Genomic DNA, 15,679 nt, shown 5'->3' with positions numbered 1-15,679 from the left:
AATGTTAGGAGTTGATTATATATTAAGAATAGGTTTACATAAGATTCTTATAAAGAAAAAGTGTTCTAAATGAAGTTAGAACACTTTTACGTTAACCATAAAAACCACGGTGCTACTTTTTTTATTACTATTAGTAAGTATAATTAAAGGGCTACCAATTTTTACACAATACCAAATAAAAACGACAATAATTTACTTTGTCTAATAGTGAGTAACACATTTTGCGTTTGGTACAAAGTTATAGCGCATAAACCGTATAAAACATGACTTATATCAGTTTTGTAAAAAAGTAAGTTATATTTTAAAATTAATACATAGTATAGGATTGCTAGTCGATCCAGTTTTTAGTTCTCTCTACTGCTTTTAGCCATTTTTTATACAGTTTTTCTCTTTTTGCTAAAGGGAAATTAGGAATAAAATTCTTGTCAACTATTTTTTTATTTAGGATGTCATTTTGTTTCCATAATCCAATACCAATTCCAGCTAAATAAGCAGCTCCCATAACGGTTGTTTCTGTTGTTTTTGGCCGTTCAACATTGGTGTTTAGGATATCTGCTTGAAACTGCATTAATAAATTATTAATACAAGCACCTCCATCTACTTTTAAAGAAGTTAGATGGGTATTACTATCATTTTGCATAGCGTCTAAAATGTCTTTGGTTTGGTATGCTAATGATTGTAGTGTTGCTTTAATTAAGTGCTTTTTTCCTGTATCTCTTGTTAGTCCGAAAACTGCTCCTCTTGCATACATATCCCAATAAGGAGCTCCTAGTCCAGCAAAAGCAGGAACAACATACACAGGGTTTTCCTCTTTAATATCAGCTGCAAAAATTTCACTTTCTTCAGCACTATTGATAATTTTTAGTCCATCTCTTAGCCATTGTATTGCAGCACCAGCAATAAATACACTACCTTCTAAAGCATAATAAACTTTATTGTTTATTCCCCAAGCAATTGTAGTTAGTAAACCATTTTTAGAAAACTCAATATTTTCTCCTATATTCATTAGCATAAAGCATCCTGTTCCATAGGTGTTTTTGGCTTCTCCTTTATGAAAACATCCTTGACCAAATAGAGCAGCTTGTTGATCGCCTGCAATTCCTGTGATTGGAATTTTGTATTCATCTAAGGTGTAATCTCCAAAATGAAAAGAAGACGGATTCACTGTCGGTAAAATAGATTTAGGAATATTGAGTTCCGTTAATAAAGTATCATCCCAACATAAGTTTTTTATATCATATAGCATAGTACGAGATGCATTACTATAATCAGTAGCATGTACTTTTTGACCCGTTAAATTCCAAAGTAACCAGGTGTCAATAGTTCCAAAAAGAAGGTTTCCTTTTCTAGCTTCTTCATGAGCTCCTTCAACATTATTTAATATCCAATGAATTTTTGTTGCAGAGAAATAACTATCTATAATTAATCCTGTGGTTTGTTTTACGTGTGAGTATAGCCCTTTATTTTTTAATTCTTTACAAAAATCAGAAGTTCGCTTGTCTTGCCAAACAATAGCATTATAAATTGGCTTTCCTGTATGTTTATTCCAGATGACAGTAGTTTCTCGTTGATTGGTAATACCAATTCCTGCAATTTCTGAAGCTTTAATATTTGCTTTTGATATGACTTTCTTCAAGGTAGATAATTGCGTTTCTAAAATTTCTAGAGGATTGTGTTCTACCCAGCCTGAATTTGGGAATATTTGCTCAAATTCTTGTTGAGCCATTTCTATAATTTCTCCATTTTCGTTTACAACCACCGAGCGAGAACTTGTAGTTCCTTGGTCTAGAGCAATGATATATTTACCAGTCATATTAATTCATAAATTGGATTAGCAATTTACAATAATATGTTTAAAATAAAAGGTTTTATAAAACAGTGCGATTTACAATTATAAGAGAATAGAAATAAGAAGAAGAGTTAAAATACAAAAAAACCTTTTACAATTTATAAATTGTAAAAGGTTATAATCTCTTTTTTTTCTGAATTTCCCCCAATTAAGTGTTAGATTCCCTGCAAATATACTCTACATACAATCCATGTAAAGTGTGTTTTCCGCAAATAAAAATGTATGTTTCCGCAGCTAGAAGTCTGTTTGTTAGGTTAGTTTGTATAAAACAAAAAACCTTCAAGATCATCTTGAAGGTTTCCTTCCCCTTTTTATTTTTCATTCCCCAATAAAAAATAAAATACTACAGCAAAGATACATGAGAAGAGGAGGTTAATAATTGGTTTTTCCGTTTTTAAAAATGCGGATTTCCGCGTTTTTAATAAGGTGATAGCTAAGTTTTTAGTCAATAAGACCGAGCTCAATAGCTTTTAAAACTAAATCGGTATTATTGTTGGCATCTAAATCAATTCTTAATTTGGCGAGCTTACTCTCAATAGCTCTTAGTTTTATTGGGCTTCCATCTGATTTTAAAATAAGACCTTCCAGATTACTGATTTTAGGATGTTTTCGAAGTTCTTTTAATATTTGAGTAGCAATGTCATCCATTTGGATCAATACAATAGCTCGTTTTAATAGTTTATTGTGAATTTCATGGCTATAATAAGTTTCGTTTGCTATTATTTTTTGAATAGCAAAGTTAAGTTCGGCACTGTCGCATTTGCTTTTTAAAATATAAGCAGAAGGATTAAGGTTGTGTATAACATTATATATTCTATTCGTTTCAGAATGTCCGGTAATTATACCTATTTTAATTGGAATTTTTTCTTCGTTAATTTTTTTTATTAAAGATTCTCCGTCGTTTAGTATGGTGTCATATGTTGTGTTATCAAAACTCAAGTCTGTAAAAAGAATGTCAAATGGAGCATTATGCTGATTGGTTTTTATTTTGAAAAAAGCATCATCACAAGACTTAGAAGTTTCTACCTCTAAATGGTCAATTTTTTTTAAAGAAGAAAGAATTCCTTCGATAATTAATTGATGGTCATCAACAATAAGTAGTTTAATTTTTTTAGACATTTAATGGTATTCGAATGGATATTTGTGTTCCGTTATCAATTTTGCTTTTAACTAGAAGGGATCCGCCGAGTTCTTCAACTCTTTCTTGTAGGTTTTGTAAACCTATCCCTTTTTTACTAGTCCTTATATCAAATCCAATTCCGTCATCAGAAATATTTAAATGAACACTTTTTTTACGCGTTGAAAAATGGACTACTACTTTAGAGGCTTTTGCATATTTTTTACTATTCTGAATACATTCTCTAGTACTTAAGTAAAGAACTCTTTTTATAGGTTCGTTAATGTTTGCCCAGTCATGATCCAATAAACCAGTAGGAAAAATCTTAAAATTAGGTTCGAAATAATCTGTAATTAAATTAATAACCTGATCTTCGAAAGAAACTTTATCAAAACTAATACTGCTCAATTGATGTGATAAGTTTCGGACGTTACTTTTTACAATACTTAGTTTTTGTGCAAGTTCTGGTTGATTTGTTTTTTCTAGTTTTTGATGCAATAAAAATAGATCGCCAGCAACTTCATCATGCAGTGATTTTGCTATTTGCTGACGTTCTCTTTCTCTGATTTGTGCTTTTTCTAATTGCGTTTGATAAATCATTTTTTTTCTGCGAACTATAAACAGAGAGATACTGATTCCTAGCGTAAATAAGCTTAAAATAGCAATCAGCCATCCAATAGTTTTTTGTTGTTTTTGATACGTTATCTCAACTTGCTTTTTCTCATTTTCAGATTTCAAAATGTTATTTTCCTTTTCTTTTTTATCTGTTTGATATCTGATTTTTGCAAATTGATTCTTCAAAGTACGCTCTTTTTGAAATAAACTATCATTTAGTTGTATGTACTGTCGCAAATACTGTGTAGATTGCTTATCTGTAGTGAGTTCTGAAAGTAATTTTAGAGCTTCTAATAAGCGTTTATTGTTATCCGTTTTTCTTGCGTATAAGAGCCCTTTTTTTGCATGAAATAAAGCTTTTTGCTGTTGGTTAAAGCGTTTGTAATAATCTGCAATATTTAGATGTGTTGTGCTTATTCCTTTAAGAATTTTTAACTTTTTACGAATGGCAAGAACCTCATAATATTGATTTAAAACACCTTTGTTTTTGCCTAATAAAAAATTACTTGAAGCTAAATTTTCCAGTAATAAAGCATACTTTATAGGATATTTTTCTTTAATACTGTCATAGCTTAACCCTTTTTTAAAATAAGAGATCGCTTTTCCTTGTTGATTAATAGATTGATATACCAACCCTTTATTGTTGATAATATTTAATTTTAATGGAGTGTTTTCTAAAGAGTCTTTACGCAATTCTTTTAGGCTGATATCATAAAATTTTAGCGCTTCATAAGGTGCGCCTTTTTCTTGTAATGTTAGTGCTAAGTTGTTAATTATTTGATGCTTTATTCTGTATAGGTTGGAACTTTCTACGTATTCTAAAGCTGTGATAGAGGATATTTCACTTCCTAGTAAGTCTTTTTCTCGTAATTGAATCCTTGCTATAGAAAACAATCTTCTACCTGCGGTAATCGTATCTTTAAGTTTTAATAAAATGCTTTTTGATTTATGGTAGTGGTAATACGCACTGTCAGACATTTCTTTATACTTATAGTAAGTAGCTAAGTAAAAATGAGCTTTTTGAGTTTTACGAGGGCTATTTATCTTTTTTGATAATAGGTAAGACTTTATACTGTATTTTTTAAAAGAATCTAATTGCCTTTCCTTAAAATAAGACAATGCTGTTCTTATACAGGATTTGTATGAAATACTATCTTTGATATAATTTAAGCTATCAATTTTATAGTTTTGTTGCCCGTATGTAAATTGTATGAGGAATAAAAAGAGAATAGAACGATACATTCATATAATATTATAAAACCACCAAGAGGTGGTTTTAATTCTTTACTAAATTATAAATGATTTCTATTTTGGATCATCACCATCATTCCCACCATCACCACCAGTATCTAAGTCAATGCTGGTATCAGAAGGGGATAGGGAAATTGCGGTTGCTAACTCATTTTCATTCGTAAAAGGGGTTTTGTTTTCCATTTTTACAGTTTTAAATTAAACACTTATTTTAACTTTTAAGGGGGGACTGTAAATGTTTTATAAAGTTACTTTTTTATTTAAAACTAGCAAATAAATACATAGTAATTATTTAGAAGCTCCTAGGTTTTATTTCTTTGGATGCCTTGTGTAAGATAGAAATCTATAAAGTGTTTTTGTTATTATTGCAACCTTAAATAGATTTTAATATGCACAAAAAACATATTCAACACCTACTAGTTTTATTGTTAGCTACTTTATTTATAAGTACTTCTGGAGTTTTAGGAAAGTATATTAAAATGTCTCCTGAAGTAATTATTTGGTTTCGCTCGTCACTAGCAATGCTTTTTTTATATGCATTTTGCAAATTTAAGAAAGTGAAGCTAACGATAAGTTCTAGTAACCATTATATTCCTTTTATTATTAGCAGTGTTTTTATGGCAATGCATTGGATAACTTATTTTTATGCATTGAAGCTCTCAAATGTAGCTTTAGGGATGTTGTCTTTATATACATTTCCTATTATCACAACGTTATTAGAACCTGTTGTTTTTAAGACGAAATTTAATCCAGTACACATTGTTTTAGCCATGCTAGTTTTGATTGGAATTTATATTTTAAGGCCAGATTTTAATCTAGGAAATTCAAATGTACAAGGGATTTTGATGGGACTTTTATCAGCGCTGTTTTATGCAATTAGAATCTTAATTTTAAAACCATTTACAGCTAATTATAATGGAACAATGCTAATGTTTTATCAGACATTAATTATTACTGTTTTTTTGAGCCCTGTATTGTTGTTTATGGATTTTTCGGAAATAGTAAATCAGTTTCCATATGTGCTGTTATTGGCCTTGTTAACCACTGCTATTGGGCATAGTTTAATGGTGCGTTCTCTTAAGTTTTTTACAGTTTCTACAGCCAGTATTATTAGTAGTATTCAACCAGTATTTGGGGTTGTTTTAGCATATACTTTTTTAAACGAAATACCTACTTGGAAGACTTTTATAGGGGGAGGTTTAATTTTAACAACCGTAATTATTGAAAGCGTCAGAGGTGGAGAAGAATAGGTTTATCTCATTGTAACACTTTCGTAATTTCGTTTTACAAAATCTAAAGCAGTAGCTATAATTTCGCCCATATTTTTGCTTTTTTTAAAATGTACGTCTTTGGTAAAATTAAAAATTTGATGTTTTAGTAAATTAATGTTTTTAGGTGTTGATATGGTATCATTTTTCATACAAGAAATCAACTCATAGATTCTGTCTTCTGAGCTTAGAATCCGTTTTGCAACTATAGACCGTTCTTCTAATTTATATTGATCTATTGAAGAGTTTTGTAGTTTTTCTCCAACTAAAGCTACCATTTGAAAATTTTCTTTGAAAAATTGGGGATAATAAACTTTAAATTTTCCTTCGAAACACTGTTGGTCAAAATCAATAGCTCTAATTCGATATACAACATGGTCAAAATCGTGTACAGGAACAATAACGTAATTATACGAACGCATATCTCCTAACAGTCTTATCATGCAACGTTCATTAAATTTTACGAACTCTTTTGCTATTTGAGCCTTTTCGGAGGGAGTGCACTTCGGTAAAAAACTTTTGATAAACTCATCTCCAGGAATTCCTGCAATATGCTCTTCTATTAAGGTGTCTTTATATACTAAGAAATTAAGATTATAAGGTGATAATATATGCTCTAACTCTAAGCCGTAAATACGAGAGGCATCAGTCTTTTTTACATAAAAATAAGTGTAATTATCGTTCAGTATATTTCTAACTTTTACTCGAAAAGGTTTTGAATTACCAAACGTACAATAGTCAATCGCATCTATATTTAAAAAAGGAATAGTATCTTCATTTCCATTGGAGTGTAAGATTGTATAAACTTTTTTTAAACTCAAATCTATTTCTTGACGCTCAAATTCAGAATAATAAGTACGAACCCAAAGAGTATCCACATCATTTTTATCATATACAACGATAGAACCTTGAAAACGTAGTAGATCGTCATAAAAAATAGGAATTTTTATATTTCTATTATATTCAACCAAATAATCGTTCAGCTGCTTTGTAACAGGAAAAGCAGGTTTTTTTTGCGACATTAATTTTTCTTCTGAAGACATGAGTTTGTATTAGTGAAATCAAAAATAAGGATAAAAACTAAATGGTTTCAAATAGTTTACCAGGTAAAGGCTTTATAAGTTTTTTTAATTCCATTTGTAATAGAATAGATGATAATTTATAGGTAGGGATGTTGCAATGCGATGCGATTGTATCTAATAGTTGTTTCCCGTTAGAACATAGATAATTGTATATTTTTTCTTCATCTTCATTTAATTCTGTAAATAGTTTGGTTTGGATTGAGGGTTTGTTGTTGGGAAGATCCCAATTTAGCATTTTAGCAATATCTTCTGAGGAAGTTAATAAATGTGCCTGATTGTTTTTTATAAGGTTGTTACAGCCTTTGCTGTATATATCTGTATTTCTTCCGGGAAGAGCAAATACATCACGATTGTAAGAATTCGCAATGTCTGCTGTAACTAAAGAACCCCCTCTTTCAGCCGATTCTATAACAATTGTAGCTTTAGAAATGCCTGCAATAATTCGGTTTCTTTTTAAAAAACTTTCTCTAAAAGGAGTTTCATTATGCCAAAATTCGGTTATAAAACCTCCTTTTTCATTTAGTTGATGTATATACTCTTTATGCGATTTAGGATAGGTTTGGTTTAATCCATGTGCTAGGATAGCTACGGTTTGTAGCTTGTTATTTATGGCAGTTTTATGTGCGCAAATATCTATTCCATAAGCAAAACCACTCACAATAATAGGGTTGTAATTTTTTAACCCATCAATTAATTGATGACAGAAATCACGTCCATAGGAAGTAATGTTTCTAGTACCAACAATGGCAATAATTTTATCATTTTTAAGATTTAAGTTTCCATCTTTAAAAATTAAAATAGGTGCGTCAATACAGTGCTTAAGGTATTTTGGGTAAGTATCAGACAGAAAGTAGGAGAAAGGAACATTGTTTTTTAAAATATAATCGCATTCTTTTGCTGCTTTTTTTTTGTTTTTAAGATTAAATAATTGTTTCGTAATACAAGATCCAATACCATTTATTTTTTGTAAGGTATGCGGCTTTTCTTTAAAGATCTGTTCAGCGCTTCCAATTGTTTTAATGAGTTTTTTAGCAACAATATCTCCGATGCTTTTAGTGGCTTGTAGTCTTAAGATAGCAAGTAGTTTTTCTGATTTCATATAGCAAATAATTGAAAATCAATATACAAAATAATTGTTAATAAATTATAAATAAGATTTAAATTACTTTTTGCAAAAAAACTATCTTTGTATTTATGAGATTAGACAACTATATTAACGATTTATTGTACAGATACGATTGTGTAATTATACCTGGATTTGGAGGTTTTGTAACGAATAAAATTGGTGCGAAAGTGAATGATTTTACACATACTTTTTCTCCACCAACGAAGCAGATTACGTTTAATTCGCATTTAAAACATAACGATGGGTTGTTAGCTAATTATATTGTGAAAGCAGAGGAAATTTCATTTGAAGAAGCTTCTTTGAAGATAGCAGGTATAGTTGAAAAATGGAATAAAGAACTAAAATCAAAGTCTCTAAAAATAGGAGATATAGGTAGCTTGTCTTTAAACGAAAAAGAACAATTAATTTTTGAACCCAATACTACTGCTAACTTTTTAACGGATGCTTTTGGTTTAGCTACCTTTGCATCGTCAGCAGTGAAACGATCAGAATATAAAGGTCAAGTGAAGTCTTTGATATCTGATTCTGAACTAAAAGAGGAGGAACGTAAAGGAATTCCTGTTTTTATAAAGTATGCAGCAACGGCAGCAATTTTATTAACATTAGGATATACAGGATGGGTTGGAGTTCAAAACCAAGGAGAAGTTTCAGAGGAACAAAAATTACAAGATAAAATCCAATCAGCAACTTTTGTTATAGATAATCCTTTACCTGCAATAGATTTAAACCTAACCAAAGTAACTATTAAGAAATTTCATGTAGTTGCAGGTGCTTTTCAACTTAGAGAGAATGCAGAGAATAAGGTAAATGAACTAAAACAAAAAGGATTTGATTCTTATATTTTAGGAGAAAATTCTTGGGGGCTTACTCAAGTAGTTTTTGATAGTTATGAAACAAAAAAAGAAGCTAGAAAAAACCTTAAGGAAATTCAGGAAAACTTTTCAAAAGATGCGTGGTTGTTAGTAAAATAATTTTAACAATCGAGTTCTAAAATACGCTTTTTTGTAAAGGGGATTGTATATCTTTGTTTTTTAAAAAACATTCATGAGAGCAAAATCACCTAAAGAGTCTTTAACCGTACTTACTGACCTTGTTTTACCTGGTGAAACAAATTATTTGGATAATCTTTTTGGAGGAGAACTATTGGCTAGAATGGATAGGGCTTGTAGTATTTCTGCTAGACGTCATTCTAGAAGAATTGTTGTTACAGCGTCTGTAAATCATGTAGCCTTTAATAAGAGTGTACCTGTAGGAAGTGTAGTTACTGTTGAGGCTAAAGTTTCAAGAGCATTTAAATCATCTATGGAGGTGTATGTTGATGTTTGGATAGAAGATCGTCAGTCAGGTGAGAAAACTTCTGTAAATGAAGGAATCTATACCTTTGTAGCTGTAGATGAAACAGGTAAACCTGTGCCTATTCCACCAATTATACCAGAAACAGAATTAGAGAAAAAGCGATTTGATGGAGCGCTACGTAGAAAGCAGTTGAGTTTGATACTGGCAAATAAAATGGATCCGAAAGAAGCAACAGAATTAAAAGCGTTATTTGTATAAAATAGCGCTTTTTTTATATCTAAAATTGAAAGGTTAGTGTATAAATCTTACATGGAAGCTATAATAGCTTATAGTATTTTGTTGGATGATTAATTCACTTTTAGATTGAAAATAAGATTATTTTTTTTGTATCCAGTTAGCTGGGTTTAGACGTTTTGTGTTTTTAAATAGCACAAAAGCAAGTTTGGTTTTACCTGTAATTTTGTTAGTGAAAATTTTACCTAATCGCTGGCCTGTTACCACCTTATCTTCTTTTTTAACGTAAGTTTCTTCAAGATTGTTGTAGGCTGAAATGTAGTTACCGTGTTGCACTAATATTGATTTTCTTCCTTCTGATAATAATTGAACGGCAAGCACCTTCCCGTTAAAAATAGATTTGGCATGATCTCCTTTTTTAGCGGCAATATGCAGTCCTGTGCTATTAATACTGATGCCTTTGAAGGTAGGGTGTGGTTGTATTCCAAACTTTCGTGTGATCAAGCCGTTAACAGGCCAAGGTAAGTTTCCTTTATTTTGTTCAAAATATTTTTTCAATGTTTTTTCCTCTGCATTTAGTACAAAACCAGTAGATTTTTTGGCATTTTTTTCTTTTTTAGCTCTATTTCTATTTGCCTTGGCAATTGCATTTCTAATGATCTTATCAATTTTAGCAGCGATCCTTTTTTCTTCTTGCTGCTTCTTTTCTAGCTCTTTTTTGTACTTACTCTCTTGCTTTTTTATTTTAGAAATTAGCTCTTCTTGCTGCTCTTTATCAGTTTCTATTTCTTCTTTATGCTTTTTTTCAGCAATAATTAGCTGTTCTTTTATCTTTTTTCTTTCACTTAGTGAGTCGTTTAATTTTTCGACAAAAGCGGTTTTTATAATAATTTCCTCTCCCTGTTTCTTTCTAAAATCAGTATATTGTTTCATATACTGTAATCTTTTATAGGCTTGATAAAAACTCTTAGAGGAAAGTAAAAACATTGTTTTGCTTTGTTGCGATTTACTTTTATAAGATTTTAAAACCATATCGGCATAATCAGCCTTTAAATTAGTAAGCTCTTCGTGGTATTTATCAAGTTGCTTTTTGTTAGTATTTATTTCCTTAAGAAGCTCTTGGGATTCCAAATTAATAGTTTCAATTAAGCGTTCTCGAACACTAATTTTTTGATTTAAATCCTTTAAGTCATCTAAAGCATTCGTTTTTTCTTTTTTTGTTTTAAAAAGAAGAGAGTTAACTTTTTTAATTTCGTTATTTAATTTTTTTCGCTTATTTTCTAATTGCCTTCTTGTTTGTGAAAAAGAAGAAAAGCTAATTAAGCAAATAATAATAAGGAATGATATATGTGTTTTTTTAGTCACTAGAAATCAATGCGTTTATAGCCCGAAGGAATTTGAAAAGAAATATTTAGAGGTGTGTTAAAAGCAACTGATTTAGTAACCATTGTAATATTGGTGAATGCATTAGGGGATGTTGCTTTGAGTTTTATCTCTTGCGGAAAGATATCCCCATTTTTCAAAGAATATTTTGGATAGGAAATATCTAATCGTTCGTTTTTTGAAGGGTTAATTAAAGTTTGTTTGTTTAGTTTGAAATGAGAAGGGTTTATATGATAAAATATGTCAAATAAGCTCGCTTGTTTTTTAGGAGAAAGGACATAAGAATTATTTAAGATAGTACTTGTGTGTCTTTTTTCTTTAAGATCCAGTATAGCTTGTCCTAATAACATATTTTGTAACTGATTGAAATTGATATCAATGCCTAATAGTTTTTTTAGAAGTGAAAAATCTCCTTCGAAATAATCTTTTTTATAAGGAGAATAGTAGCTTACTGTAGTTGGTGTGATTTTAGCTTTAAACACAGTAATGAATTTTTTTCCTTTTAACCATATGACTTCGTCTTTTTTTATTTTCAGCTGAACTGAAAATCCAATATTCTCAGTTGAATTTTTGTAATGAACTTTAAACTTAGCATTGACACTCTCTTTATCGAAGTTAGCATTGATGTGTTTTCGTATAATTTTTTTAGTGGACGTCTTTTTGGAAGCAACATTTTTACCAATGGCATTCTTAGTAGTTTTACAAGAGGTAAAAACAACACTTAAAATTAAAATATATTTTAAAATTTTCATTTTTTAGCTTTTTTACGATATTTTTTAGCTTCTTTTATATTCCCAATTCCTTGGTGAGCTTTCGCTAATTCTAAATAAAAGCTGACCTCCATAGCATGATTGTCTATAACAAAATCAATGCCATTTTGTAAAGTTTCAATCGCTTTTTTATATGATTTTTGATTATTTAAAGCTCTTGCTTTCATCAAGTAAACAAAAGGCTGGGCAGGGTATAAGTCAATTCCTTTTTGACTATATTTTAATAAGTGAGCATTGTTTTGAGTACTATTATATTTATTCAACATTTCTTTTAATTGAGTAAACGATTTGTTGATTTCAGAGCTGTAATTGTTTACAGTGTTTTTTTTAGATTTATTGGCTACTTCTCTTTTTCTTAGGCTATCTTTTATTCTACGCAATCTAGGAGTCAGTAGTTTAGCTTCTTCTAGTTCTTGTAAAACAGTTTTAGCGGCACTATAATTTCTGTTTTCTAAGTATAAAAAAACGAGTTTTCGCTTTTTGAGAGGGTGTTTATTAATAATTTTTTGTTGGATTTTGATAGCTTCAGTGAAGTCTCTGTTTTTTCTATAGACAGTTACTAAATGCTCTAAAATCCACAGGTTTTGGGGAGCTGCTTTTAATGCTTTGTTTCCATATTCAATAGCTTCAAAAAAACGATTAAGTTTTAAGTAATTTTTTGAAAATTCAAATAAAACAGCTTTATTATTAGGGATAATTTGGTTGCAATTCTCTAGGTTTTCAATTGCTTTTTGGTAATTTTCAATTGCTTTGTTAGAGAGTGCTTTAAAGAAAAAATCTTGAAATGCCACTTGCTGTTTCTCCAAAACAACCAAAGAACTTTCGCTTTGCGCAAAAGAGAAAGAAGGATTGCACAATAATCCTATAAAAGTAATAAGCACAATCCTTTTTAACATATCTTTTAAATTAACTCAGTATAATCTCCGATGCTTACTGATGTGTATTCACCGTTGTATTTTGCATGATTTCCAATCATAGCATTGTCCAATTTTGCGTTTGAAATCTGAACATTTGATTGAATAAGGGAGTTTGTAATAGTTGAGTTATCAACAGTGCTATTTGCTCCGATAGAAACAAAAGGACCTACTTTGGTATTTTTTAATGTTACATTTTTACCAATAAAGCAAGGTTGAATGACTTCAGAGTTCTCTAAAATAACATCGTTAGATACTAGATTATTTCCTTCGGCTTTTTCAAACTCTAGAACTTGTTTGTTGGTGTCTACGGTAGGATCTTTCTTACCACAATCCATCCAAACATCTACTTTTCCAGGAATAAACTGAGCACCTTGTTTTTTTAAAGATTCTAAAACATTTGTTAATTGGTACTCGCCATTTTCTTTTAGGTCGTTGTTAATTAAATGTTCTATTTCTTCTCTAACTTTATCACCGTCTTTAAAATAATAGATTCCGATAATTGCTAAATCAGATACAAATTCTTTTGGTTTTTCAACAAAGTCTGTGATAACTCCATCATTTAATTTTATAACGCCAAAAGCACTAGGGTCTTTCACTTGCTTTACCCAAACAGCACCATCAGCATTAGCATCTAACGTAAAGTCTGCTTTGAATAGAGTGTCTGCATAAGCAATAACGCAAGGACCACTCAAAGATTCTTTAGCACAGTGTAAAGCATGTGCCGTTCCTAGAGCTTGCTCTTGAACATATACAGAGCCTTTAGCTCCTAGCTCAGCTGCAATATTTTTTAGGGTTTCTTCAGTGTTTGTTGGAAAACCTTTTGCTGTAGTGCCTATAATAAAGGCGATTTCCTCTATAGGCTGGTTTACTACAGAGATAATGTCTTCTACGAGCCTTTGAACAATTGGCTTTCCTGCAATAACAGTCAACGGTTTGGGGATAGTTAATGTGTGGGGTCTTAAACGAGAGCCGATTCCGGCCATTGGTACGATTATTTTCATGAACTGTCTTTTCGTTTTTAAATATGCAATATACTATTAATTGCGATACTGTGAAAGCTTAAATTCCTTTAGGAATAGCATCGATTAAAGTTTTAGTATATTCGGTTTTGGGATTTCTATAAATGATATCAGCATCGTCTATTTCTTCAATTTTCCCTTTGTTCATAACAACCAGTTGATCCGCCATATATTTTACAACAGATAAGTCGTGAGATATAAAAATATACGTAAAATTAAACTCAGATTTTAGGTGATTTAAAAGGTTTAGTACCTGTGCTTGAACAGAAACATCCAAGGCCGAAACCGATTCATCACAAACAATTAACTTTGGTTGAAGTGCTATTGTTCTTGCAATTCCTATACGTTGGCGCTGCCCTCCCGAAAATTCATGAGGGTAGCGGTAGAAATGATTTTCAGATAAACCAACTTTTTTTAATAATTTTATCACGTATTCTTTTCGGGTTGTTTTGGAGGGTAAAATACGATGTACTCGCATTGGCTCAAGAATTGCTTCTCCTATAGTTATTCTTGGATTTAGTGAAGAAAAGGGATCTTGAAAAATAATTTGTATTTCTTTTCTTAAGTTTTGTATCTCTCTTTTTTTAAGTTTGAGAATGTCTTTTCCTTTGTATATAATTTGACCCGATGTAGGTTTTTCTAACTGTAATATAGTACGGCCCAAGGTGGTTTTCCCACATCCAGACTCTCCTACTAAACCTAAAGTTTCTCCTTCATAGATCTTGAAAGAAACGTCATTAACAGCATGAGTAATTTTTGGGGTACGAAAAAAGGAACTATTAGAAATAAACTGTTTGTTAAGATGAATGATTTCAAGTAAGGGAGGTTGATGATATAGTTTTTTATGAAAAACAGCACGACTCTCTTGTGAGTAAATAGATAAATCAACATTATTATTCATAAAATCAAAGACTGTGGGTAGCTTTTTAAGACGCGCAGATAATTTGGGCTTAGAATTTATAAGAGCTTTGGTATAATCCTTTTTAGGATACACAAAAACATCTTTTTTTGTTCCTTTTTCTACAACCTTTCCTTTGTACATGACTACTATTTTATCTGCAATTTCAGAAACCAAAGCCAAGTCGTGTGAAATGAATAGAATACTCATTTCACTTTCTTGTTGTATTTCTTTTAGTAGCTTTATAATTTCTTTTTGAACGGTTACATCGAGAGCTGTAGTTGGTTCGTCGGCAATTAATAGTTTTGGTTTACAGGCAATTGCAATTGCAATCATTACCCGTTGTTTTTGACCACCGCTAATTTGATGAGGATAAGAACTGTAAATTTGCTTAGGGTTTGGTAATTTTACCTTTTCAAAAATAGAAAGGGCTTCTTCTTTTATTTCTGTTGAAGAAAGGTTTGAATGCAATTTTAATACTTCTGAAACCTGGTATCCACATGTTAAAGTAGGGTTTAAAGAACTCATAGGTTCTTGAAAAATCATAGAAATTTTGTTTCCTCTAATTTTTTGAAACTGTTTATTTGTGTAAGATGTTAGGTTGTTATTATTGAATAATATTTTGCCATTGAGAGATGCGTTTTTAGGGAGCAGTCCCATGATAGCTAGTGAACTAATAGATTTTCCACTACCACTTTCACCTACCATTCCTATAATTTGTTTTTTTTCTATAGAAAAAGAAAGGTTTTCAATGACAATATTGTTTTTAAATGAAATGTTTAATTGTTGTATTTCTAGCATACTAAGGTAAAAACGATAAAGTTAAAATTATATTTGATAGAATATATTTTGAA

At 30.6% G+C, this 15,679-nt stretch carries 14 protein-coding genes; 3 read left to right on the top strand and 11 right to left on the bottom strand.

Translation table 11 applies throughout. The features are described from left to right. Window positions 1-328 precede the first annotated feature (328 nt). From glpK to MARIT_RS16110, 4 genes are all read right to left on the bottom strand, one after another. Entirely contained in the window at window positions 329-1,813 is a 1,485-nt protein-coding gene (gene glpK, locus MARIT_RS15160) for a glycerol kinase GlpK (protein ID WP_100211954.1), read from the bottom strand. A 477-nt stretch (window positions 1,814-2,290) separates the two neighbouring features. Continuing rightward, window positions 2,291-2,968, bottom strand: a complete 678-nt coding sequence (locus tag MARIT_RS15155) for a response regulator transcription factor (RefSeq protein WP_024741886.1) — start codon at window positions 2,966-2,968, stop codon at window positions 2,291-2,293. Further along, window positions 2,961-4,823 (bottom strand): tetratricopeptide repeat-containing sensor histidine kinase, encoded by a 1,863-nt coding sequence (locus tag MARIT_RS15150; protein ID WP_024741885.1) that lies wholly within the window; start codon window positions 4,821-4,823, stop codon window positions 2,961-2,963. The genes MARIT_RS15155 and MARIT_RS15150 overlap by 8 nt, the downstream gene beginning before the upstream one ends. Before the next feature lie 63 nt (window positions 4,824-4,886). Further along, a complete protein-coding gene (locus tag MARIT_RS16110; RefSeq protein ID WP_262509187.1) occupies window positions 4,887-5,015 on the bottom strand; it encodes a hypothetical protein in 129 nt (42 codons plus the stop codon). A gap of 206 nt (window positions 5,016-5,221) precedes the next feature. On the opposite strand from MARIT_RS16110, the gene MARIT_RS15145 reads away from it, so the two are divergent. Beyond that, complete coding sequence (locus tag MARIT_RS15145) at window positions 5,222-6,082, top strand: DMT family transporter (protein ID WP_100211953.1); 861 nt, start codon at window positions 5,222-5,224, stop codon at window positions 6,080-6,082. Window positions 6,083-6,084: 2 nt separating this feature from the next. Here the strand turns inward: MARIT_RS15145 and MARIT_RS15140 are convergent, their stop codons facing one another. Both MARIT_RS15140 and dprA read right to left on the bottom strand, forming a co-directional pair. After that, a complete protein-coding gene (locus MARIT_RS15140; RefSeq protein ID WP_024741883.1) occupies window positions 6,085-7,143 on the bottom strand; it encodes a hypothetical protein in 1,059 nt (352 codons plus the stop codon). Between the two features lie 37 nt (window positions 7,144-7,180). After that, the gene (gene dprA, locus MARIT_RS15135) at window positions 7,181-8,281 is read right to left on the bottom strand and encodes a DNA-processing protein DprA (RefSeq protein WP_100211952.1); all 1,101 of its coding nucleotides are present in this window, start codon (window positions 8,279-8,281) and stop codon (window positions 7,181-7,183) included. 95 nt (window positions 8,282-8,376) lie between these two features. Between dprA and MARIT_RS15130 the strand changes: the two genes are divergently transcribed. After that, window positions 8,377-9,279 (top strand): HU domain-containing protein, encoded by a 903-nt coding sequence (locus MARIT_RS15130; RefSeq protein ID WP_100211951.1) that lies wholly within the window; start codon window positions 8,377-8,379, stop codon window positions 9,277-9,279. A 73-nt stretch (window positions 9,280-9,352) separates the two neighbouring features. Next, a complete protein-coding gene (locus MARIT_RS15125; protein ID WP_024741880.1) occupies window positions 9,353-9,862 on the top strand; it encodes an acyl-CoA thioesterase in 510 nt (169 codons plus the stop codon). A 117-nt stretch (window positions 9,863-9,979) separates the two neighbouring features. Here the strand turns inward: MARIT_RS15125 and MARIT_RS15120 are convergent, their stop codons facing one another. Genes MARIT_RS15120 through MARIT_RS15100 form a run of 5 tightly spaced genes read right to left on the bottom strand, consistent with a single transcriptional unit; the run spans window position 9,980 to window position 15,626 of the window. Further along, a complete protein-coding gene (locus tag MARIT_RS15120) occupies window positions 9,980-11,203 on the bottom strand; it encodes a murein hydrolase activator EnvC family protein (protein ID WP_024741879.1) in 1,224 nt (407 codons plus the stop codon). Then, on the bottom strand, window positions 11,203-11,973 hold the full coding sequence (locus MARIT_RS15115; protein ID WP_024741878.1) for a DUF4292 domain-containing protein: 771 nt from the start codon (window positions 11,971-11,973) through the stop codon (window positions 11,203-11,205). Before MARIT_RS15115 ends, MARIT_RS15120 begins: the two co-directional genes overlap by 1 nt. After that, on the bottom strand, window positions 11,970-12,887 hold the full coding sequence (locus MARIT_RS15110) for a tetratricopeptide repeat protein (protein WP_100211950.1): 918 nt from the start codon (window positions 12,885-12,887) through the stop codon (window positions 11,970-11,972). The genes MARIT_RS15115 and MARIT_RS15110 overlap by 4 nt, the downstream gene beginning before the upstream one ends. Window positions 12,888-12,892: 5 nt before the next feature. Continuing rightward, window positions 12,893-13,909, bottom strand: a complete 1,017-nt coding sequence (locus MARIT_RS15105) for a sugar phosphate nucleotidyltransferase (protein ID WP_100211949.1) — start codon at window positions 13,907-13,909, stop codon at window positions 12,893-12,895. 58 nt (window positions 13,910-13,967) lie between these two features. Further along, a complete protein-coding gene (locus MARIT_RS15100; RefSeq protein WP_100211948.1) occupies window positions 13,968-15,626 on the bottom strand; it encodes an ABC transporter ATP-binding protein in 1,659 nt (552 codons plus the stop codon). Window positions 15,627-15,679: the final 53 nt, after the last annotated feature.

This window comes from Tenacibaculum maritimum NCIMB 2154, assembly GCF_900119795.1.
Lineage (GTDB): Bacteria > Bacteroidota > Bacteroidia > Flavobacteriales > Flavobacteriaceae > Polaribacter > Polaribacter maritimus.
The sequence above is the reverse complement of the archived record's forward strand: the minus strand, read 5'-3'. Positions and strand labels throughout refer to the sequence as shown.